The sequence below is a fragment of the Deltaproteobacteria bacterium genome (assembly GCA_026388545.1).
Taxonomy (GTDB): domain Bacteria; phylum Desulfobacterota; class Syntrophia; order Syntrophales; family UBA2185; genus JAPLJS01.
This window is the reverse complement of sequence record JAPLJS010000057.1, coordinates 1-22,121: the sequence shown is the minus strand read 5'-3', so window position 1 is coordinate 22,121 and position 22,121 is coordinate 1. Positions and strand designations below refer to the sequence as shown.

Annotated in this window: 20 protein-coding genes; 6 read left to right on the top strand and 14 right to left on the bottom strand. The window is 45.0% G+C overall.

What is annotated here, in order from left to right; all coding sequences use genetic code 11:
* Nucleotides 1–63 precede the first annotated feature (63 nt).
* The 4 genes from NTW12_06755 (at nt 64) to radC (ending at nt 3,486) form a co-directional block, all read left to right on the top strand.
* Nucleotides 64–876 carry a metal ABC transporter permease gene (locus NTW12_06755; protein ID MCX5846043.1) on the top strand — a complete coding sequence of 271 codons (813 nt, stop codon included), beginning with the start codon at nt 64–66 and terminating at the stop codon, nt 874–876.
* Nucleotides 877–896: 20 nt separating this feature from the next.
* Nucleotides 897–1,805: a hypothetical protein gene (locus tag NTW12_06750; protein MCX5846042.1), complete on the top strand. Its 909-nt coding sequence runs from the start codon at nt 897–899 to the stop codon at nt 1,803–1,805.
* Between the two features lie 162 nt (nt 1,806–1,967).
* Nucleotides 1,968–2,561: a superoxide dismutase gene (locus NTW12_06745; protein MCX5846041.1), complete on the top strand. Its 594-nt coding sequence runs from the start codon at nt 1,968–1,970 to the stop codon at nt 2,559–2,561.
* 235 nt (nt 2,562–2,796) lie between these two features.
* The gene (gene radC / locus NTW12_06740) at nt 2,797–3,486 is read left to right on the top strand and encodes a DNA repair protein RadC (GenBank protein ID MCX5846040.1); all 690 of its coding nucleotides are present in this window, start codon (nt 2,797–2,799) and stop codon (nt 3,484–3,486) included.
* Nucleotide 3,487: 1 nt separating this feature from the next.
* On the opposite strand, the gene NTW12_06735 is transcribed toward radC, so the two are convergent.
* From NTW12_06735 to NTW12_06705, 7 genes are all read right to left on the bottom strand, one after another.
* A complete protein-coding gene (locus NTW12_06735; protein ID MCX5846039.1) occupies nt 3,488–4,321 on the bottom strand; it encodes a site-2 protease family protein in 834 nt (277 codons plus the stop codon).
* A 266-nt stretch (nt 4,322–4,587) separates the two neighbouring features.
* Nucleotides 4,588–4,869, bottom strand: a complete 282-nt coding sequence (locus NTW12_06730; GenBank protein ID MCX5846038.1) for an integration host factor subunit beta — start codon at nt 4,867–4,869, stop codon at nt 4,588–4,590.
* Between the two features lie 172 nt (nt 4,870–5,041).
* Nucleotides 5,042–5,764 carry a pseudouridine synthase gene (locus NTW12_06725; GenBank protein ID MCX5846037.1) on the bottom strand — a complete coding sequence of 241 codons (723 nt, stop codon included), beginning with the start codon at nt 5,762–5,764 and terminating at the stop codon, nt 5,042–5,044.
* A 71-nt stretch (nt 5,765–5,835) separates the two neighbouring features.
* Nucleotides 5,836–6,363 (bottom strand): SMC-Scp complex subunit ScpB, encoded by a 528-nt coding sequence (gene scpB, locus NTW12_06720; GenBank protein ID MCX5846036.1) that lies wholly within the window; start codon nt 6,361–6,363, stop codon nt 5,836–5,838.
* Nucleotides 6,364–7,092 (bottom strand): segregation/condensation protein A, encoded by a 729-nt coding sequence (locus NTW12_06715; protein ID MCX5846035.1) that lies wholly within the window; start codon nt 7,090–7,092, stop codon nt 6,364–6,366.
* Between the two features lie 169 nt (nt 7,093–7,261).
* Nucleotides 7,262–8,251, bottom strand: a complete 990-nt coding sequence (trpS, locus tag NTW12_06710) for a tryptophan--tRNA ligase (protein ID MCX5846034.1) — start codon at nt 8,249–8,251, stop codon at nt 7,262–7,264.
* A gap of 166 nt (nt 8,252–8,417) precedes the next feature.
* The gene (locus NTW12_06705) at nt 8,418–8,690 is read right to left on the bottom strand and encodes an HU family DNA-binding protein (protein ID MCX5846033.1); all 273 of its coding nucleotides are present in this window, start codon (nt 8,688–8,690) and stop codon (nt 8,418–8,420) included.
* A gap of 484 nt (nt 8,691–9,174) precedes the next feature.
* Between NTW12_06705 and NTW12_06700 the strand changes: the two genes are divergently transcribed.
* On the top strand, nt 9,175–10,092 hold the full coding sequence (locus NTW12_06700) for a prenyltransferase (GenBank protein ID MCX5846032.1): 918 nt from the start codon (nt 9,175–9,177) through the stop codon (nt 10,090–10,092).
* Between the two features lie 99 nt (nt 10,093–10,191).
* Nucleotides 10,192–11,325: a radical SAM protein gene (locus NTW12_06695; protein ID MCX5846031.1), complete on the top strand. Its 1,134-nt coding sequence runs from the start codon at nt 10,192–10,194 to the stop codon at nt 11,323–11,325.
* A gap of 30 nt (nt 11,326–11,355) precedes the next feature.
* Here NTW12_06695 and NTW12_06690 read toward each other — a convergent pair whose 3' ends face one another.
* The 7 genes from NTW12_06690 to NTW12_06660 form a co-directional block, all read right to left on the bottom strand.
* On the bottom strand, nt 11,356–12,573 hold the full coding sequence (locus tag NTW12_06690) for an MltA domain-containing protein (GenBank protein MCX5846030.1): 1,218 nt from the start codon (nt 12,571–12,573) through the stop codon (nt 11,356–11,358).
* A 9-nt stretch (nt 12,574–12,582) separates the two neighbouring features.
* A complete protein-coding gene (locus tag NTW12_06685; GenBank protein ID MCX5846029.1) occupies nt 12,583–13,041 on the bottom strand; it encodes an N-acetyltransferase in 459 nt (152 codons plus the stop codon).
* 12 nt (nt 13,042–13,053) lie between these two features.
* The gene (gene recN, locus NTW12_06680; protein MCX5846028.1) at nt 13,054–14,769 is read right to left on the bottom strand and encodes a DNA repair protein RecN; all 1,716 of its coding nucleotides are present in this window, start codon (nt 14,767–14,769) and stop codon (nt 13,054–13,056) included.
* Nucleotides 14,738–15,619: an NAD(+)/NADH kinase gene (locus NTW12_06675; protein ID MCX5846027.1), complete on the bottom strand. Its 882-nt coding sequence runs from the start codon at nt 15,617–15,619 to the stop codon at nt 14,738–14,740. Before NTW12_06675 ends, recN begins: the two co-directional genes overlap by 32 nt.
* 482 nt (nt 15,620–16,101) lie before the next feature.
* Nucleotides 16,102–18,351: a PAS domain S-box protein gene (locus tag NTW12_06670; protein MCX5846026.1), complete on the bottom strand. Its 2,250-nt coding sequence runs from the start codon at nt 18,349–18,351 to the stop codon at nt 16,102–16,104.
* 20 nt (nt 18,352–18,371) lie between these two features.
* Nucleotides 18,372–20,279 carry a PAS domain S-box protein gene (locus tag NTW12_06665; GenBank protein MCX5846025.1) on the bottom strand — a complete coding sequence of 636 codons (1,908 nt, stop codon included), beginning with the start codon at nt 20,277–20,279 and terminating at the stop codon, nt 18,372–18,374.
* A gap of 28 nt (nt 20,280–20,307) precedes the next feature.
* Nucleotides 20,308–21,945 carry an IS1634 family transposase gene (locus tag NTW12_06660; protein MCX5846024.1) on the bottom strand — a complete coding sequence of 546 codons (1,638 nt, stop codon included), beginning with the start codon at nt 21,943–21,945 and terminating at the stop codon, nt 20,308–20,310.
* Nucleotides 21,946–22,121: the final 176 nt, after the last annotated feature.

The window sequence follows — 22,121 nt, the reverse complement described above, 5'->3', positions numbered from 1 at the left end:
TTTGACATATGGATTTGTTACGAAGGCGTCATAATCTGAACCTGAATTTTTCTTCTTGTGCTCATGGAACTGACTGAATTTCTCCGATACGGATTCATCCAACGGGCCCTCATCGCCGGCTCATTCATAGGGATACTCTGTTCCATCCTGGGTGTTTTTTTAGTACTGAGACGATTTTCGCTCATAGGGGATGGCCTTGCCCATGCGTCATTTGGCAGTGTAGCGCTGGCTATGCTTCTCAAAATGTCACCATTGTATGTATCGATACCGATTGTTATGACATGCTCGATTGTCATTTTAAAGCTGACGGAAAGGGCCAGATTATACGGCGATGCCGCTATCGGCGTTGTTTCATCTTTTGGAATTGCCGTTGGTGTCATGCTGTCGAGTATTGCCGGCGGCTTCAATGTAGATCTATTCAGCTATTTATTCGGCAGTATCCTGTCAATCAGTAAAGTCGAGGTTATCATCTCCATCATACTTTCCGCATTGGTTATCCTGATTATCTCCTTATATTACAATGAGCTTCTCTCCATTACATTTGATGAAGACTCTGCAAAGGCATCCGGCATTAACACGAAATTCATCAATACGATTTTTGTTTTGCTGACCGCTGTAACAGTCGTCTTATCCATGAAAGTTGTGGGGATTATGCTCATCTCTGCATTACTCATATTCCCTGCAGTAACTGCCCTCCAGATAGCGAGGAGCTTCAAAGCGGTCATGTTAGCCGCATCATTATCCGCAATAACCTCAGTTGTCTCAGGGATTGTCCTCTCGTTTTTTCTTGACCTTCCCACAGGGGCAACGATCGTCATGATTAATTTCATTCTATTTATAACAGGTCTCGCGTACAAAAAAATCATTAGAGAGTGAGATGATGATGGAGATAAGTGGTGACTAAGCTCAGAGCCCTTCTGTATCATCGAAATTTTATATTTGTGTTGGCTGTAATGGCCGGTCTGTTTTTTGATCACGGCGCACAGTGGACCAGTCCCTTAGTGATCCCGGCGCTTTCCATTGTGATGACTCTGTCCATCATTGGGATTTCCAACAATGTCCTCCGTTCTCTCCGGTCTCACTTAATTCCCATCCTACTCGGCATATTCATGAACTTCATAATACTGGGTAACTTTATTATCGGAATGAGTGCATTTCTGGTCCATGAAGAAACATTGTGGATTGGATTTATCCTCATTGCCTCTGTTCCCCCTGCCGTGTCAATAATACCCTTTACCGATCTTTTTAAAGGAAACGAAACCTATGCAGTTGCCGGGACTATTGGGGCCTACATCGGTGCACTGATAATTATACCCGTAATTGCCTTTGGACTTTTAGACATAATTGCCATAGATACAACCAAACTGTTCGCGGTCGCAATAGAATTAATTATCATTCCTGTTGTTATTTCCCGTGTACTCATTTGGAAACAGTTGAATGAACGAATAAAACCTGTAAGGGGAATAATAACAGACTGGAGCTTCTTTTTAATCATATACACGCTCGTAGGACTGAATCGAGAGACTATTATAGGTCAACCTTTTTCTCTGGCGCCTGTAGCTATTATCGGCTTTGCAAGTACCTTTCTGCTGGGATTTCTGATCGAATTGACGGGTACATTACTTCATTTTAATAGAGAAAAATTGACCAGCCTTTTTCTGCTCGGTACCCTTAAAAACTATGGGCTTGCGGGAGGTTTAGCGTTATCTCTTTTTAGTAAGGAAGCCGCTCTGCCGGCGACAATCTTAACTATTGTAATGTTTATTTATACAACCTGGCTTAATTTCAAAATGAGATGGACGTGATTTGCACAATTATTTAAGACAGGTAATTAATAATGACTCCCTTTACCGAAACACAAACCGGAAAAATTCAGTCATAAAAACCAACAGTACATGTCAGTCGTTCTTGCACCGACAAACCTTGATGTGGTATGTTACATTAAATTAAAAGAAAGGAGTACAGATATGGCTATACAATTACCCGATCTACCCTACGCAAAGGATGCTTTGGCGCCTGTGATCAGTGCCAATACCCTGGATTTTCATTATGGCAAGCATCATAAGGCATATGTTGACAATACTAACAAACTCATTGCCGGAACAGATCTGGCCAATGAATCTCTTGAGGCAATCATTAAGAAAGTCGCAGGGGATGCTTCAAAGGCAGGTATATTCAACAATGCGGCTCAGGTTTGGAATCACTCATTTTACTGGCAATGCATGAAACCGAAGGGTGGTGGCAAGCCGACCGGAGCAATCGCCGATAAAATCAACGAAACATGGGGAAGTTTTGAAAAATTCGCGGAAGAATTGAAAAATGCAGGTGTAACCCAGTTCGGCAGCGGCTGGGCTTGGCTGGTTCTTGACGGCGGCTTATTAAAGATCACCAAAACTGCAAATGCGGACACCCCTATCGCGCACGGCCTCAAACCAATTCTCACCATTGATGTCTGGGAACACGCATATTATCTCGATTACCAGAACAGGAGGCCGGACTATCTGACCGCATTCATTGAGAATCTTATTAACTGGGATTTTGTCAAAGCGAACTTGGGCTGATTTAATGATCGCCCTTAACCTGTCATTGCCACGAATATAGATTTTTACTTTCATTCCGGACCCTGAATCAAGTTCAGGGCAGGCTTTGATCCGGAATCCGGCAATTTTCATAGTTTCCCGGTGCAGTTTATCCCGCGAAGGCAGGAACGGCGTCTTGATTTCCGCCTGCGCGGGAATGACAGGATAAATCACTTTTCGTGCAACCTATCAAAAAGAAGGATAAACAAGTATTTCCGTGAGCATACCTCCTGACACACCCCACTATAAAGATCATCGTCAGCGCCTGAAGAAGAAATTTACTGAATCAGGTATTAATGCCTTCCATGACTATGAGGCTTTAGAGCTTCTCTTATCGTACGCAATCCCTCAAAAAGATGTTAAACCACTGGCAAAGGATCTCCTCCGTGAATTTTGTTCCTTCAAAGGTGTCGTTGATGCGGAAATAAGTATCCTCGAAAAGGTCAAAGGTATCAGCTCTCACACGGCAATCTTGATAAAACTGATAAAGGAAATGGGGACCCTGTACCTCAAAGAAAAGGCCAAAGAGAAACCCCAAATAACCTGTACGAGTGAGTTACTGAATTACTGCAAGACATATATGGGTGGTCTAAAGGATGAGCAATTTTGTGTCATTTACCTGAATGCACAAAACAGGATCACAGAGATTGAAGCCATTGAGGAAGGGATTGTTAACCAGGCTGTTGTTTATCCGAGAAAGGTCCTTGAAAATGCTTTGAAACAAAAAGCATCGGCCATCATCCTGGTTCATAATCATCCATCAGGTCATGTAAGGCCCTCCGATGCAGATATCCGGCTAACGAAGACGATCCAGGAAACAGCGCGAATATTAGATATTATCGTCCATGATCACGTCATTATCGGTGAAAACAGGTTTTTCAGCTTTCGCGAAGAAGGCTTAATGTAAATCAGAACGGGACAGGTGTAAAGGTCATGACAAATAGTGATAAAGTGGTCCAGCCAATGACCTTTCTTTTTCTATCGAGAGGAATCCAGTCATAAATAACCGGCGGGTGATTTGTTCCCATAATAAGCAGGATGCCTGCCCATACAAGCCAACCACTCCAGCCGGTTACACCGAGCACAACAAGAATTGCGAGCACTGCCTTTGACACAACATGCTGTTTCGGGCCAATAACCGCATAGGCTACATGGCCTCCATCAAGCTGACCGACGGGCAACAGATTCAAACAGGTAACCAGCAGTCCAATCCAGCCGGAAAAGGCTATTGGATGAAGAATGAGGTTTACATCATCCGGCATAGACCCATGCACTAACCAGTTCAAAAATAAGAAAAAAAGTGAGGAACCGAGGCTAAAGCCCGATTCAACAGTTTCATAGCGGATCTCTGATAGAGAAAGACCGACCAACAGGACTGGAACCGCAATACACATACCCGCAAGGGGACCAGCGGCGCCTATATCGAGAAGGATTCGTCGATCCATAATAGGGGATTTCATCTTAATGAATGCGCCAAAAGTACCGATAAATGAAGGCGCCGGTATGAAATAGGGAAGGGTCACATCAATATGGTGTTTCTTAGACATGAAATAGTGGCCGAATTCATGGGCGCCCAGGATCATCAAAAGTGTAAATGAAAAAGGTATCCCCTTCCAGAGCAACCAGGGATTTTCGATCGGGTTGATTCCTTGTTGCAATGTACCGGCAACAAGGGTGCTGAAAAGCGTAAACAAAAAGAGGAAAAAATGAAGATAAGGCAACCTTCGTACCTTTTCTTTCATATCCAAATGAGTCGATTGCCGGTTATTCAACGTAACAACATTACCTATAAAGTATCTTTAAACAAATACTTATGACGCTGAATGCATCCGTAAGCTTAGCCTTTCAGGAGAGGTTAAGGCAGATAAAAGGCGGGCAAACATTCACATTCAAACTTATATGCGTGAAACTAAAAAAGGGATCATCATAAAATGATCCCTGACATTTAACGATACAGGCAATTTATTGGATTGTAATAATTATGGTTTACCGATACTGAATGAATAACCTACTTTTTACCATCTACCTTCGCCTTAAGTTCTTTTCCTACTTTGAAAAAAGGCAGTTTCTTCGGAGCGACTTTGATATTTTTCCCCGTTTTAGGATTCCTGCCAGTATAGGCAGTATACTTTCTTACAACAAAACTACCAAAGCCCCTGATTTCTATTCTGCCTCCTTTTTTAAGTGCATCGGTAAAACCCTTAAAAACCAGGCTAACTACATCAATCGCCTTTTTCTCTGTCAAGTTCTCTTTCTTGCTTAAAGCCTCAATAAGTCCAGACTTATTCATATATCCTCCTTACGATAACTGATCATAGTAATACTTCATTTAAAATGCAAATTTAATAGCTCACTTTAAAATAACATGATAATTTAGCTTCACTTTTCAGGACTATTATTTATTTTCGAATTAATGTCAAGAAAATTTTTTATGTAATTTAAAGGCTTTGAAAAAAAATAACTTAATATTTCGAGCATGACAGCAGATGCTGAATCTCTTTTCTGGTTAAGTGTCTGTACGTCCCTTCTTTCAGATCACCCAAACCGACGTCTGAAATAGTCGTCCGGATGATCCTGGTAACTGAATGACCCAATGACTCAAAACCCCTTCGGATCACTCTGTTTCTTCCCTCTGCGATGGTCATGGTAAGCCAGCAACTTTTCGGATTTTTTTTATCAATATGAAAACTATCCGGCTTGAACTTCCCGTCATTTAACTTTATACCTTCTGAAAGCGCCTTAATCGCGCTGCTTGCCAGATTTCCTTCAATCTTAACCCTGTAAGTCTTTGGAATCCTGAACCGGGGATGTTGTATTCTCAAGGCAAAATCACCATCATTGGTCATTAACAATAACCCTTCAGAATCATAATCCAGCCGTCCGACAGGAAAGACCCTTTCCGCTATATCGGCAAGTAAATCCTTAACAACCGGCCTCCCCTGAGGATCATGAAGAGTCGTCATGTATCCCTTCGGTTTATTCAGCATCAGGTAGACTTTTGACGTTTCAGGCAAAATCAACTTACCGTCTACCCGAATTTCATCCTCCTCAATATCCGCCTTTGCACCCAGTTGCCTCACAATTGCATTATTTACGCTAACCCTTCCCTCCACGATCATTTTTTCGGCAGTGCGCCTTGATGAAATCCCTGCGCTGGCTATAATCTTTTGAATACGTTCTTTCATAAAATCCTATACCTAATACAGAAGTCAGGAGTAAGAAGTAAGAAGGCAGAAAAATGTCTTCTGTCTTCTGTTTATGTTTCCGCTTGTAAATCTTTCAGTTCCTTCAGGGTCGGCAGTTCTGAAAGGTCTTTTAAATTAAATACCTCAAGAAACTTCTTCGTTGTACCATACATGATGGGTTTCCCGGGAACATCCTTTCGGCCCATAATTCTCACGAGTTTTTTCTCCAGCAATCCTTTTAGAGAGCTGCCGACATCGACACCCCGAATTCTGTCAATTTCCGCTTTCACCACCGGTTGTTTATATGCAACGACAGCAAGGGTTTCCATAGCCGCATGTGACAGCATTGCCGGTTTTCCCCTCATTAATTTGTTGATCCAGTAACTGAGGTCTGCTCTTGTCCTGAACTGAAGCCCTCCTGCAACCTCCTGAAGAAAAAAACCACCTCGCCTTTCTTGATATTCCTTAATCAGATCTTGAAGTATGCGGATAATTACATTTTTTTCAACATCGTGCAGAACTTCCCTGATTTTGTCAATAGAAATCGGAAATTCTGAAGCAAATATAATGGCTTCTATTATTGCCTTTGTCTCTTCCATTTATCGTTCCGTGGCGAGAGCGACCCTGATCACACCAAAAGAACTGGCCTGATAGACCCTGATCATTCTCAATTTCATTAGTTCTAGGATCGCAAGAAAAGTATAGAGGATCATTTTTTTATCTGAGTAATCTCCCAGTAATTCCACAAATGTCAGTTTTTTCCCTTCGGCAAGCCTTCCCATAATTTCATTTATCCTATCGGTGAGAGACATTTTTTCAACATCAATCTCCATGAATTCTGTCTTTCCCATAGTAGAAATGATTCTGTAAAAAGCTTCTACAAGTTCAAAAACGCTCAGTTCCACATCAGTTTCATCGTCTCCTCTTTCAGAACACTGGTTCTCAACAGAATATCCCCTTTTAAAGACATCCCTTTCCAAAAGGGGCCTTTGTTCCAGTTGTATCGACGCTTCCTTAAAGGCCTGATAGTCAAGTAATTGCTTGACAAGTTCCGAACGGGGATCTTGCTCGTCTTCATTTTCCTGAGTTTCATCTTCTTGAACCGGTAGGAGCATTTTCGACTTTATATGGATTAGTGTCGACGCCAAAAGCAGATACTCCCCCGCAACATCCAAATTGAGATTTTTCATTATTTCTATGTGCTTAAGATACTGTTCTGTAATGAGAGCGATGGGGATATCATATATATCGATCTCATTCTTTTTAATGAGATAAAGTAACAGATCCAGGGGACCTTCAAATATATCGAGTTTAACCTCATATCCCATAATGATGCTCTTATAAACTATGAAGAATCCAGAAATGGAGGATAGGGTGAGGAATCATACATTCATGGAACGTGAATCTTGGGTAATACCGGCAGGAATGAAGAATCGGTACCGTAAAACCTGCCCTTGTGAAAAGGATGGCAGCCTGCACAAAGCAGTGATGAGTATTTTAGATTTTTACGGCTTCCCTAACCTCTTCCATTGTCTTGCGAGCTATCCTGGTCGCCCTGGTATTTCCGTCCTCGATAATACTCTTGACCTCATCGATATGTCCCCGAAAGTAGTCCTGACGAGCATGAATTTGCTGCATACCCTTTATTATCCGATCTGCAAGAGATCTTTTACAGTCCGTACAGCCGATCCCTGCCCCTTTACATTCTCTTGATATTTCCTGAACATCATCGGGGAGAGAATAAATCTGGTGAAAGGTAAAAACGTTACAAAGTTCCGGTCTCCCCGGATCACGTTTCCTCATGCGCTGCGGATCAGTAAACATAGCGCCTATCTTTGTTTTCAATGCATCTTCACGATCACTTATGTATATGGAATTATCGTATGATTTACTCATTTTTCGCCCGTCAATACCTAAAAGTTTCGGTACATCGGTGAGCAAGGGCTCCGGGATGGGAAAGATTTCCCGATAAAGAAAATTGAAGCGCCTGGCAATCTCCCGCGTAAGTTCCACATGGGGAAGCTGATCTACTCCCACAGGCACGCCGTAAGCCTTGTACATGATGATGTCCGCTGCCTGGAGGACCGGATAACCCAAAAATCCGAAAGTGGAAAGATCTTTCTCCACCAGCTCCTCTTTCATTTCTTTATACGTGGGATTTCTTTCCAACCATGATAGTGGTGTTATCATTGACAGAATAATGAAAAGTTCAGCATGCTCCTTGATACTGGACTGGATGAATAATGTGCTCTTTACAGGGTCCAGACCAACACTGAGCCAGTCAATGACCATATCAAGTGCCTGTTCTCTAATCAGATCAGTATTGTTATATTCACTGGTCAATGCGTGCCAGTCGGCTACAAAATAATAACAGTCATAATCTCCACTATTCTGGAGATCTATCCAGTTATTCAGAGCCCCGTGAAGATTTCCCAAATGGAGCGCCCCCGTGGGGCGCATACCACTTAATATCCGCTTTTTTGTCAATTTATGTCCCTCAGTTGTTCCTATTGAGTATTTATTTATGGAAGACGTTCATAACAAAAAGAAAAGTTCCTGTCAACGAACGATGATACGCCTAAACGCAATAAGGCCCCCGATATAATAAATAACCGGAGGCCTTAATTGACATGATACCTCTATATTTAATACACTATTTAACTTTATCTGCTAATCCCTTCCCTGCCTTAAACTTGACCACTTTTTTAGCCGGTATCTTTATAGTTTTTCCTGTCTGGGGATTCCTTCCCTCTCTTGCCTTTCTTTTCATAACAGAAAATGTGCCAAACCCGACCAAACCCAATTTCCCGTTCTTTTTCAGTTCTTTTGTCACCGCGGCTACATAAGCCTCTAACGCTTTTGACGCTGTCGCTTTGGTGATATCCGCTCCCTCTGCAATTACCGCTATTAATTCCGCTTTCGTCATTCTAAAAATCCCCCTTTCAATAAATATTATAAAAAGATTAATTTATCCCCTGTCAGTGGCTCAACCATTTATGAGCCACCAACTGCTGATACCTCTCGTAAATACCCTTTCTATACATGATTTTTTATTCAATGAGGAACTCATAAGCTATCATATTATGATAGTAAACACGGATACTGAATATTTACTGTTAAACTATTTCCATATTCATTGAATTTGAGCATGTCTTATGTATAACCAAGGAAGAATTAATTCATTATCTTGATACTTTGCGCAATTCGTAACATAAAGAAAAACAACAATCAAGACAATTCTATCTTTTTTTAAAATATTTTCTCCTTGCAAAGGCACGCGCACAGCGGGTTCGGAATTACTTCATGTTATAAGCCCGCACAATATGACCATTTGACAAGGGCTATCGTTTGTGTTAGTGGATTAAACCCGACAAAAATACCGTTATTATTTTGTCTCACCACAGATGGAAATGCACAGATTTAAAGCAAATCTGAAAGGATGGATCGGCCTTTCAAGACCTCCTTTCCACACCGTCGGGGTTCTTCCCTTCATCCTCGGGTCTTTCCTCGCCTGGAAGATTGTCGGGCTCTTCAGTAATGCTGTCTTCATCCTCGGTGTTCTTGCAGTTATTCTGATCCTGCTCTCAACGTATCATGCAGGAGAATACTTTGACCATGAGGAAGACAAAATTTCCAAGAAATTGTTTCATAGCAGGTTTGCCGGCGGATCAGGAGTTATTCCATCGGGAATTCTCTCCCGACAGGTACCCCTTTGGACAAGCCTCATTACCTTCACGCTTGCTGCTGTCATCGGATTTATTCTCCAGATTATTATTAAAACGGGTCCCTATACCCTGCTCCTTGGCTGTCTCGGCGCCTTTCCCGGCTTCTTTTATTCAACGAGACCCGTCAGGCTGGTTGAAAGAGGGGTCGGAGAGATATTTATTGGTTTCTGCTACGGATGGCTTCCTGTTGCATCAGGTTTTTACATACAGACGGGATATATCTCTCCCCTTATTCATTTGATGGGCATACCTGTTGGACTGACGATATTTAATGTCATTCTTCTTAATGAATTTCAGGATTTTGTAGCCGATTCAGCAGTTGGCAAGAGAAACATACTCGTCCGCCTGGGAAAGAAAAAGGGCAAAACCCTGTATATTATTATATCCATGCTTGCCTGGATAACCATGTTTCTTTCAATCACAGCAGGAATCCCCATTAAGGCCATTTATTTTTATCTGCCGGTACTTATCCTTTCGGCAACTATTGCCGTCATGATGGTAAAAAAGAAGTTCGAAGATCCCAAAATTCTGGAAATTATGTGTGGACTGAACATAGCCGTAAATTTGGGTACAACGATGACATACATTTTTGCATATATGTAAAAGCTGTCTAAAATGAACGGTAACAATCATAGAAAGAACATAAAACCATTTTTTCTGCCCCCGTCTTTGCTCTGCAGACAATTGGGAAGCGCCCTCTTGATGGGATATCTCAATAACTGGCAAAAATTTCCCCAGTGGCTTTTCCGGCATAGTCTTAAAGCGATACCGGTGTCAAATGGCGCCCTCGGCATGGGTTGCATTGGCTATCCCGGTCATCCCGTGTGGGAGGTCACTGCCGCCTGCAACCTCAACTGCATACATTGCCACGCGGCAAGCGGCAAGCCGCACCCGCATGAACTTTCAACAGATGAAGGTAAAAGGTTGATTGATCAGCTTGCCGAAGTTGATGGTTTTCGGACGCTCGTCTACAGCGGCGGTGAACCCCTTGTCAGACCGGATATATTCGACCTCCTGAAACATTCAAAAGACGTCGGATTTGCCAATATCATCGCTACAAACGGTATTCTGATCGATGAAGAGATGGCCTGGAAATTAAAGGAGCACGGCGTTGTCTGCAACGCCATCAGTATTGACGCCTCCGACCCCGATATTCACAACTTTGTTAGAAACTCACCGAAGGCATTTGACCTGGCCCTCCGGGCGATCGAAGCCACCAGAAAGGCGGGCATCCTGCTGCAGATTAATACCACAGCTATGGAATACAACATGGAAAACCTCTCAGACCTCATTGACTTTGTGGATCAACATGATGCGAGCATCATGCTCATGTATCAGTTAGTCGCCGTGGGCAGAGGCGGAAAGATCGAAAGGGCAACCCTGAAAAAATCAGCCAACGAGAATCTGAGCAGGCTGATCGCTCAGAAGCAGAAGCAGACCAGGGCTATTATCGAACCCGTTGCGGGCCCCCAGTACTGGCCCTACATCCTCGAAAAAAAGGGTATTCAGAATGGTTTGTTAATCAAAATTGCAGAACAGGTATTTCATGGCTGTGCCGCCGGCCGGGGTTTCGTATATATCAAGGCCAACGGAGAGGTCTGGCCGTGTCCGTTTGTTGAAGTGAATACGGGAAATGTCCGGGAAAAGCCTTTTAGCGAAATTTACGAAGAAGCGCCCGTTTTTAAAAATCTGAGGAATCGTGAAAATCTCCTGAAAGGTCTCTGTGGAGACTGCCGTTATAAAAAGATCTGCGGTGGATGCAGGGGAAGGGCCTGGGCCTATTCAGGAGATTATCTCGCCGAAGACCCACGCTGCTTCATCAGGAGTGACAAATAACTCAGGCCGAGTGTCCACTTTTTTCGTCTGTTACGGATTGATCGTCTGATTAACCTTCTTTTTCACAAGAAAATATAGTTCCCCATTCTCTTTAAGACTCCCTGCCAGCATTTCAGCGTCACTACCGGTACCACAAAACAGATCGACACGCCCGGGACCTTTAATCACCCCTCCTGTGTCCTGATTGAGTACGAAGCGGGAAAAAATCTCCCATGTTTTTATGTTTCCGTTTTTATCAAAAATAGGTTTCCGTAACCTGACAAAGGCAAGAGCTCCTTTAGGGAATAAATCAAGGTCTGTCGCGATTGACCTGCCGGAAGTAAGGGTTAGCCCCAGGGCGCCTATCGGACCATGTTCAACAATGCGAAAAAAGACGTAGCTCTTATTGTAGTTCAAAATATCAGAGAGTTCTTCGGGGTGTTCCCGGAGATATTTTTTTATAGACTGATGAGTCATCTCGCTGCTGGTTAGCTTTTCCTTATCCAGTAGGTATCTCCCTATACTCCGATACGGGTGGCCGTTCTTCTGTGCATAGCTGACCTGCATGATATTTTCATCCGGCAATCGTATTTTCCCCGAACCCTGAATATGCATAAAAAATAAATCAATGGGATCATTCACCCAGAAAAGCTCGAGGTTCCTTCCCCCCAGCAAACCAGCTTCTTCAATATCCGCCCTGGTAAAATAAGGAACTAACTCACCTTTCTTCAATCTGCCGATAATTTTTTCATTCTTGTATTTTTCGTTGAACTTACCTAAACTCACTACTACTATGTCATCGGGGGATTTGTATATCGGATACCGGTATTTCTCCGTTCTTTCCCGGGAGCCTTCCAAAATGGATTCGAAATATCCTGTAAAAAAAACCCTTCCCTGATTATCAAGGCCGGTGGCTTTATAGATATCAAAGGTATTGCGTATTTTCTTTTGCTTAACCTCATCCGAATCAGTGCTATCCAGGATTTCTCGAAATAGCAGGAGCGAATCCTTTAACTCTTGGCCCGTAACTCGACCATTACCAAGTCCATATGTACCCTTCCCTGTAGTTTTTTCATAGTACTGGAGACTTCTCTCGGTGGCCGTCTTGAGTGATGCCCTGTCAAGATCATCGACCAATGAGGGGGCTTTTTCAGGGGGGATCAATACGAGAGGAGGTACAGGCTTTTCTATTGGTTTCTCAATTTTAACTGCACAACCGGTTATTATAAACAACAGCACAATAAAACAAAAAATCTGTCGATACTTCATTAATATCCCTCATAGTTCTATAATCATCGCCACTTCATCACAGTAATCCGGATACTTGGAACATCTGAAGCAATCCGACCATATCTTCTCGGAAAGGGTTGACATGTCGACCTGTCGAAAGCCGAGTCGTTTAAAAAACTCAGGCTTGATGGTCAAAGTAAATATTCTGAATAATTGCAAGGTTATGGCCTCAGATATACAGGCCTCTACAAGCTTCTTCCCTATCCCTTTTTTTCTGTATTCTTCTTCAACACGAAGGGAACGGACCTCTGCAAGGTTTTCCCAGATGATATTCATGGCACAGATGCCCGCAATCGCCTGTTGACTCTCGTCAAAATAAATAAAGAAATCCCTCAGGCTTCCATAAATATCCATAAGAGAACGGGGGAGCATTTCCCCTTTGCCGGAAGAATGATTAATCATCCGGTGAATGGTCTTTACATCACCGATTCGGGCCTTCCTCAGCATATTTCACCTCTCTCATTTGCGGGACAAATCCAGCATCTCCCGTGCATGTTCCCTCGTCTTTTTCGTAAGCTCTGCACCGCCAAGCATCCTGGTAATTTCGTCCAGACGTGCCTCCTCAGCAAGAACATCCACGGAGGTAATCGTCCTTTCACCCTCAATCGTCTTCACAACACGATAATGACTGTCTCCGAAACAGGCAATCTGCGGAATATGTGTAATACACAGGACCTGGTGATGTTTTGATACGTCCTTTAGCTTCCTGCCCACGTCCTCCGCTGTCGATCCTCCGATTCCGCTGTCAACCTCATCAAATATCAGCGTCCCCACAGAACCCGCGCGTGCCAGTACCTTTTTTATCGCTAACATGATCCGCGAAAGTTCACCCCCGGACGCGATCCGATTGAGCGGTTTCAACTCCTCCCCCACATTTGCGGTAAGATAAAATTCCACTTCATCGATTCCCCGGAAATTAAACCGACCGCCGCCTTGATCATCGGCAGGCTCCTCGAATATGATCTCAAACGCCGCCTTCTCCATCCTGAGGGTATGAATCTCTTCTTCAATCGCTTTTTTCAGAACCGATGCTGCTTCCCTGCGCTTCTCAGAAAGCTTTTGTGCCTTATCCAGAAGTTCCGTGCTCAGCGATTCAAGCTCTTTAGACCTCTGTTCAATCTCATCATCAACAGAAGTTACGGCCTTTAATTCCTCCTCGATGTCGGCCCGCTTCTTTAAAACCTCTTCAAGTGTACGGCCATACTTTCGCTTCAGACGTCCCAGCAGTTCAAGTCGATCATCAATGGCTTCAAGCCTTACCGGATCATAGGACAGATTTTTGATATAGTCCCGGAGAGTAGATGCGGCCTCTTCAAGCTGGTAGTAGACCGTATCCATATCCTGCTCAGAAAGATTTAATCCCCCGCCAACCTTCTCTATTTCCCTGATATTCGAAATGACGCTGCGAATCCCTTCCAAGACCGAACCGGCTTTCCCGTAGAGCACATCGTGGGCGACGTTTGCATACGCCATCAACCTTTGGACATTATTCAAAACCCTCTTCTCATTCAGAAGCTCCTCATCCTCATCGCTGCGAATTCCGGCGTCTTCAATTTCCTTAAGATGGAATCTCAGAAATCCCCCCCTTTCATCGCGGGTCTTATTAACCTCCATGAGATGCCTGAGGTTCTCATTGAAAGACATATATTTATCGTATATTTCTTTATACTCCGTCCTGAACTGCATAAGGTTGCCGAATTCATCCAGAATGTCGATATGCTTGTCTGCATTCAAGATTACCTGGTGCTCATGCTGCCCGCAGATATTGATCAGATACTCACTGATGGAGGAAAGCATTGCAAGGGTTGCCAATTGTCCGTCGACATACACTCTATTCTTCCCCGTCCGGGAAACGATCCTCTTGAGTATCAGTTCTTTCCCCACATGGAAACCCATCTCTCTGATTATCCCTTTCAGATCGTCCATTTCTCCGATTTCAAACAATGCCTCCACCATTGCCGTATCCTCAAGCGACCTGATCATATCGACAGACGCCCGATCCCCCAGCAGAAGGCTCATGGCCCCGATAAGAATCGACTTTCCCGCACCTGTTTCACCGGTGATCACATTGAGGCCGCCGGTAAAGGATACCTTCAGTTCATCAATAATGGCAAAATTTTTGATACTCAGTTCCGTCAGCATATCAACACTTATTGGTTCCGGTAGACGATCCACCCCATCCCAGCTTTGTTCGCAGGATTTCCATATAATCCCTGTGCGGTGACGATACAAGGTTAGTCACGTACCGGGATTTCTTAATGGTAATGCTATCGCCTGATTTCATGGTATATGAAACCTGTCCATCCAGGGTCAGCATCGCACCCTGCTCTTTCGTCCACATAATTACCTTTATCTCGGCATCATCAGGGATGATGATCGGACGATTCGTCAATGTAAAGGCACATATGGGATTAATGATAAAGGAATCCGCTTCCGGGAAAACGATAGGCCCTCCTGCGGAAAGGGAATATGCGGTGGAGCCCGTCGGGGTGGAGATAATGATACCGTCAGCCCTGAAGGTGGTCAGATACCGTTCATTGACCGTCGTTTCCAGGTTGAGGATTCGTGAAAGATTCCCCCGGGTAATCACCATATCATTCAAAATGCTCTGTTGCCTGATCGTTTCTGTTCCCAGATATATCGTAATATCCAGCATCATCCTCTTTTCAGTCTGGTACTCCCCTTTGACGATCAATTCAAGAGCGCTGTACATCTCATTCAAATTGACCTCCGTGAGATAACCGAACTCCCCAAGGTTGATGCCGACAATCGGAATGTCATACTCACTGACAAAACGGACTGTCCTGAGAATCGTTCCATCACCGCCCAACACAACCAGGAGATCGACCCGGGATGCCAGCTCCCTCCTGTCCAGCCCCTTATCTTCACCGATCTTTCCGGCAATTCCCTCTTCAAGAAAGACCTCAATACCCTGCTTCAGGGCCCAGTCTCTCAATTGAACGGTACATTCGGCCGATTTCTCTTTTTCGATGTTCGCAATGATACCGATCTTTTTAATAACCATATAAATCCTTTATAGGATTAGTTTTGCAGATTTCCTACCATAAAAACACATTAGTGTCCATGAGCAGATTTATTGTATTGAAACAATCCGACAGTGAGAAGTCATTCAGGATCGATATGTGGTCGAAAACAAATTACTGACACGTGAAAAAATAAAAGGGTAAACTACCGTCTATTTATGAAAATGGTAATTTTCTTAAAAATATAACAAGTTTTTGCCCTAATCACTAACGCGACTTATCAACGCTCTTGATTTCACAGACGGGTCATCTGTTATTTATTGAAGTAGAGATTTTTTAGGAAAGAGTTTGTGTAGCAGCTTTCTTTTGGAAATGCGCAAAAGTGATCAATGGAAAAATGAAATTTGCAGGTTATTGACACCACCTACGAGTCCGCAACTCTCATTGCAGAAAAGAATTGAGGATTACCAATGAAAGCCTGCAGTTAATAACTTATGACAATGATCTACAATGATCACCTTGATCATGATGTTTCTCCCGGTTTTTGTGGAATTTTCAGGACCACGGTTGTTCCTGAATCGGGCTCACCGGAAATCTGGAGGTCTCCTCCAAAAACCAGAGCCCTTTCCCTCATGCCCAGAATTCCGAGGGATTTCGCGTCCTGAATTTCACCTTCCATGATTCCCTTGCCGTTGTCCCTGATCTCCAGGAAAAGACTATCGCCCTCGAAAAGACTTCTTTCTCCCTCCCGCAAGAGTACGGTAACCTTTGTTGCTCCCGAGTGTCGCGTCACATTGGTCAGGGTTTCCTGAAAGATGCGAAACACGGCAACGGCTGTGGCCTCTTCCAGGTTTACATAGTCGAAGGCAGTGACGAACTCATGCGAAATTCCTGTGCGACTTGTGAATTCCTGTAACTGCCATTCCAGAGCGGCTATCAGACCCAAATCATCCAGAACGGATGGTCGCAAATCTGTCGCCATACGGCGGACTACCTGGATCAGCCGATCCATCAGCTCATTCGATTCGTGAATCTTGCTCATCAAGGCAACGCGCTCCTTGCCTGCTTCTGTATCGTACACCTTGTGTAACAGCCATGAGAGCTCCATCTTCAATCCGGTAAGTCCCCCGCCCAGTTCGTCATGGATTTCCCGGGCGATCATTATCCTCTCTTCTTCACGTATCTGTTGCAGTCGGGCAGCAAGGGCTCGTAACTGTTCAGTAGAAGTTTTCAATTCCTCCTCCGCCCACTTGCGGGAGGTGATGTCTTTAACCGTCGCAAAGTAACTAACTACATTCCCTTGTTTGTCCTGAATCCAGGAGGGGCTGACGATTACTGGAAAGCGCTCGCCGTTTTTCCGCATGAAAGTCAATTCAACGTCACTGAATTCGCCCCGCAAGGTCTTCTGGAAACCTCTCTCTATCTCTTCATGCGCCTCCTGTGGCCAATAGGGGTGAGGCGGCCCAACTCCGATGAGTTCCTCTCTTGAAAACCCAGTCATCTGACAAAAAGCAGCATTGGCACCAATTTGAACGCCGTCACTATCCAGTACCGAAAACCCATCTAGCATCGAATCAATGAGGTTTTCTACGAATTCTTTACTCTCCTGCAGCACCTTTTCCGCCCGCTTGCGCTCGGTGATGTCTTCGACGAGCCCCTCATAATAGAGTAATTGTCCATCAGGCCCGCAAACTCTTCTACTGGTGAGCGACACCCAGATATTAGTCTTGTCCTTGCGTAAAAACTGGCATTCGTATCCATAGACAGTCTCATGCTCTTCAAGTAGTGTTATAAAATGAGATCGCTCATTTGGGTTTGCCCATACTTGGTACGCCGAGTCTGTAACAGATGCTACAACCTCCTCCGCTGAATCATAGCCCAATATCCTCGCCAAGGCGGGGTTGGCTGCCAAGTTTTTTCCTTGCGGCGATGTTTGATAGATCCCTTCCAGTACCCCGTTGAAGATGCTTCGATACCTTTCCTCGCTCTCACGGAGCGCCTCCTCCACCTTCTTGCGTTCGGTGATGTCCCTAAAGACGAGCACCGTGCCGGGTGTTTCCCCGTCGTCTCCTTTAATGGGCGCCAAACTGTCGGAGACGGGTATCACGGTTCCGTCTTTGGAGACAAGCAGGCGATCTTCTAACAGATTGATTATCAGCCCCTGGGTAATGACCTTTTCCACTAAACGTTTTTCCAGGCTGCCCAGATCTTCATCTTTTATATGGAGAACTTCCGTCAGCCTTTTCCCAAGGGCGTCTTCTTTTTTCCATCCCGTCAGCTCTTCAGCCACTTGATTCATGAAGGTTATCTGTCCTTCCTTGTCCGAGGCAATGACCGCATCGCCCACACTCCTGAGAACAGCGGCCAGCCAGAGCTCCGTCTTTCTTATTCTAACTTCCGCCTGATTTTTATACAGGGCTATCTCAATGGCTATGCGCAGTTCCCTGTCGTTAAAGGGTTTGGTGATATAACCATACGGCGTTGTTATTTTGGCCCGCTGCAAAATATCTTCGTCATCATAGGCGGTAATGTAGACGATGGGTATCTTGAAAAGCGCGTTGATCTGTTCGGCAGCCTTTATGCCGTCCATATCCCCTTTTAACACGATATCCATCAGTGCCAGGTCCGGTCGGGTTTCATCTGCCTTTTGAATCGCCTCTTCTCCTGAAGAGGCGATTGCACAGACAAAATAACCCATTGTTTCGACGCTCTTCCGGATGTCCATGGCCACTATTTTTTCATCTTCCACAATCAGTATTTTTACTTTCGGCATACGATTACCCCCGAGGTGTTTTATGTTTTCAGCGTTATCACGTACCTTGTCCCGCCGTTTCTGACCATTTCAATGGCACCGTCAAGCTGGGCAACGAGCATATTTACCAGTTGCAGCCCCAACGTTTCCGTGTTGCGAAAATCCATGTCTTCCGGAAAACCAACCCCATTATCTTCAAAGATGATTCGGACGTCATTTTCATCCTTCTTCATCTCTAGCCTGATTTCACCTCTCCTGCCGTCCGGCAAGGCATGCTTTAATGTGTTGGAGATGAGTTCATTGATAATAAGACCGCATGGTATGGCAGTGTCTACGGGAAGTATAACATCTTCCGCATTGATTAACAAAGAAATGGCTTCCAGGTTTGTATTGTAGGAGCGGAACAACTGCCTGGCCGTCTCCCGGACATATTCTCCAAAGTTTATCTCGGCAAAGTTTTCGGATTTGTACAGCATGGAATGAACGGCGGCCATCGCCCTGATGCGGTCCTGGCTTTCCCGGAAGATTTCTTCTACCCTTTCATCCCCGCTATACTTGGTGTTCAACCTGAGCAGGCTGGCAATGATCTGCAGATTGTTCTTCACCCGATGGTGGATCTCCTTCAGAAGCAGCGCCTTTTCCCTATTGGAGCGAATCAATTCCGTTGTCTGCTGCTTCCGTTCGGTGATGTCCTGCCCCTGGGCAATCGTGGCGATAAGGGTCGCCCTGTCTGTGGTGTAGATGTTTGCCGAATTCCAGAGCGCTGTCCTGATCCCGCCATCTTTGCAAAGTATGGGGATCTCGACAGACTCCCAGTATTCACCGCTCAAAGTGCTTTCAATCAGTACAAGCGATTCCTCCCGACTTGAAACAGGGAATAGGATTTGCAGATTTTTGCCTATAACCTCTTCTGCCATATACCCCGTAAGTCGTTCAAAGGCGTGGTTGAACCGGGCAACCATAAACTCTTGATCCCAGACGATAATGGGGGCATTGGCATAGTTGAAGAGGTTGTCGAGATACGCATTGGTCTCCCGCATCCCTTCCTCCGCCCGTTTATATTTATCAATATTCTGAAATGTCCCAGCAAGTTTTACTATTTTACCGTCGCTGTAAACGGCCCTTCCAAGCGACCGCACCCAAATCTTATCTTTGCTGCCTGAAGGAGTGAAAAGGGATTCAAGATCGTAAGGTTCGCCAGTCTCTATGGTTTTCTTCAATGTTTCCTTTAAAGCGGGGATGGATTCAGGTGCATAGAATTTTATGGCTTCTTCCAGCTTCGGCTTATATCCCGGCTCAACTCCGTGGATCCTACCGACCTCTTCCGTCCATGAGACCTCCTCGGTCGAGAGGTCAAGCTCCCAACCTCCGACTTCAGCCATTTCTCCGGTATCCCTTAAAAGCTGAACACTTTTCTCCAGTGCTTCCTCTGTCCGCTTGCGGGCGGTGATGTCGTTGTATAAGACTTGAAACTGTCTTTCACCATCCCAGAGTATTTCTTTGCGGAAGACATGGATATGGCGGACTTCACCATCTTTCCGGATGATTCTTGTTTCGTATTCGGACGGGGCATAATCACCTCGTTTTCTTTTTTCCCTTCTTATCTGGTACTCGGCAAAGCTCTCCGGGGTGTAGCGCTTTACTACGGGGGTTGTTTTCAATTCCTCAATGTTGTCGTAGCCATAGATATCCAGAATGGCCCGGTTGACATAAATGGTCTCACCTTCTTCGGTCACGATGCGCACCCCCAGCGGGGAGTCATCCAGGGAACGGCGGAAGTTCTCTTCAGACTGATGCAGTGCTTCCTCCGCCTGCTTGCGCTCGGTGATGTCTTGGATGTGTCCAATAAAATACTGGGGCGTGCCTTTAGCTGATCTTCTACAGTTGCCAAAAAATAGTTTTGCGATTACGGACAGATAGATATCCTGAAAAAGTTCTTGGCACCACATTTTGCTCTTTGACAAGAGGTCAAACAAGTCATGATATCTCCCGGATTGTTGGGGGCATGGCGATGCCGACAGCCTGGAAAACCTTCCCGCAGGCTCCTATGCATTCCGTTCTGACGGCCAGGGTTTTACCGTTATCCTCAATGGTAATCTCCTGAAGCGCCTTGAGATCCTGCTTGATATCCGCCCACTCAAAACAGTGACCAGCCTTTTCGAGCCTGCGATCCAGTTCCTTTCTTAGTACCAGGGCAAGGAAACTGCAAAACACGTGGCCTCTGATCGTTTCGTCCCTCTTGTGGAAGATAGGTCTGGTATCGAGGATGGACTTCATGTCCCTGAACACGTGCTCCACCTGCCAGAGTTCCTTGTACTTGAGGGCTACCTGTTCTGGAGTCATGTTTGTATTGGTCTTGAGAACCCACTTGCCATCGAAGCGCTCTTCATCACTGATCTTCTGCTGATTTATAGAAACGGTGTCCCGATCCAGGGACAGATACTTCCGGTAGCCCTTGTTGCCTACAAGAGATTTCGGATTGCTCTTGATTTTCTCCTGTAGGGCGTCGATGATAGCCTGCCGGTCAGCGGCATCCTTCCTGACCTGCCTTTCGTTCAGACATACAATGTAACGGCGGTTATCGACATGGACTTCCTTGACCTTCAGCGGAGAAGGGTCTTTGGAGGATATACCCTCCGGATAGACCTCCCGATACCGGCCGGCTCTGGAGAGGACTTCTTCCTTGATCTCTTTGACCATTCTCATTCGGGCACCCAGGATATAGGGGATATTTTCCTTTTCCAGATAGGCCAAGGTCTCTTCGCTGATCATCCCACGGTCGGAGACGATGCAGAACTGCTTGATCTGGAAACGCTGTCTTATCCTCTCGATAACGGGAATCAGGCTCTTTACATCCGCCGTATTCCCTGGCCACATCTCGCAGCATACGGGATTGCCTTCATTATCAAGGACGACACCGACAACCATCTGATGTAAATCAGGACGATGATCCTTACTGTGGCCAAACTGACCGATCGTCTCGCCGCCATCACCTTCAAAGTAGATTGAGGTGGTATCGAAGAAAACAACGTCAAGTCCGGTAAACAGATCGCGACGCACCCGGAACATGTCCTCTTCAACCATATCCTTGATGCATCTCGGTGCAAACGGCGTCTTTCCTTTCTGATCTTCCAGCTCTTCCCCAAGAAAGGCCATGGCACGATAAAAGTGATGCAGGCTCAAATCGTCAACGCCGTTGATCACATAGTCTCGGTGCCACTTGTCGCAATACCTGTCGGAACCGGAAACGAAAAGCCGGTGCAGAACGGTCAGAAAAACAGCTCTCTCCACATTAAAGCCGAATTTCCTTTCAGCAAGATGGGCTTGGATGATCCTTCCGATATCCAACTCCTTCCACAGCCTGTCAAAAATCAGAGAAGGTCCGATCTTCTTCGCCGAAGCATGAACATCGCTTTTCCCTGAGAGGATCAGAAGAACCTTTTCTGAAAATCTGGATAGAGAGCGCACCAGAGTCTCGATATCACTCCCGGCCTGAAGTTGATCCATTCGGCCAATGGTGGCGATGACGCGCTGGACGGTTTTCTTCCCGTCCCGGCGATTCTCAACAATTTGGAGATACTGATATTTTCCTGATTTTTTGAGCCTTGCAAACATGGGGTCTCTCCTTATATAGACACCCTATATTTAGTGAATGATTCATCTATTGTCAAGGATAATCACTAATATCTGTGGCACCGCATATTTGAAATATTCCCGATTTTTCAAAGAACGATTCAATAATTACAGGGGGTTATAAAACCACCCCTCAATTTGCTGTAGAAGAAAAGTTA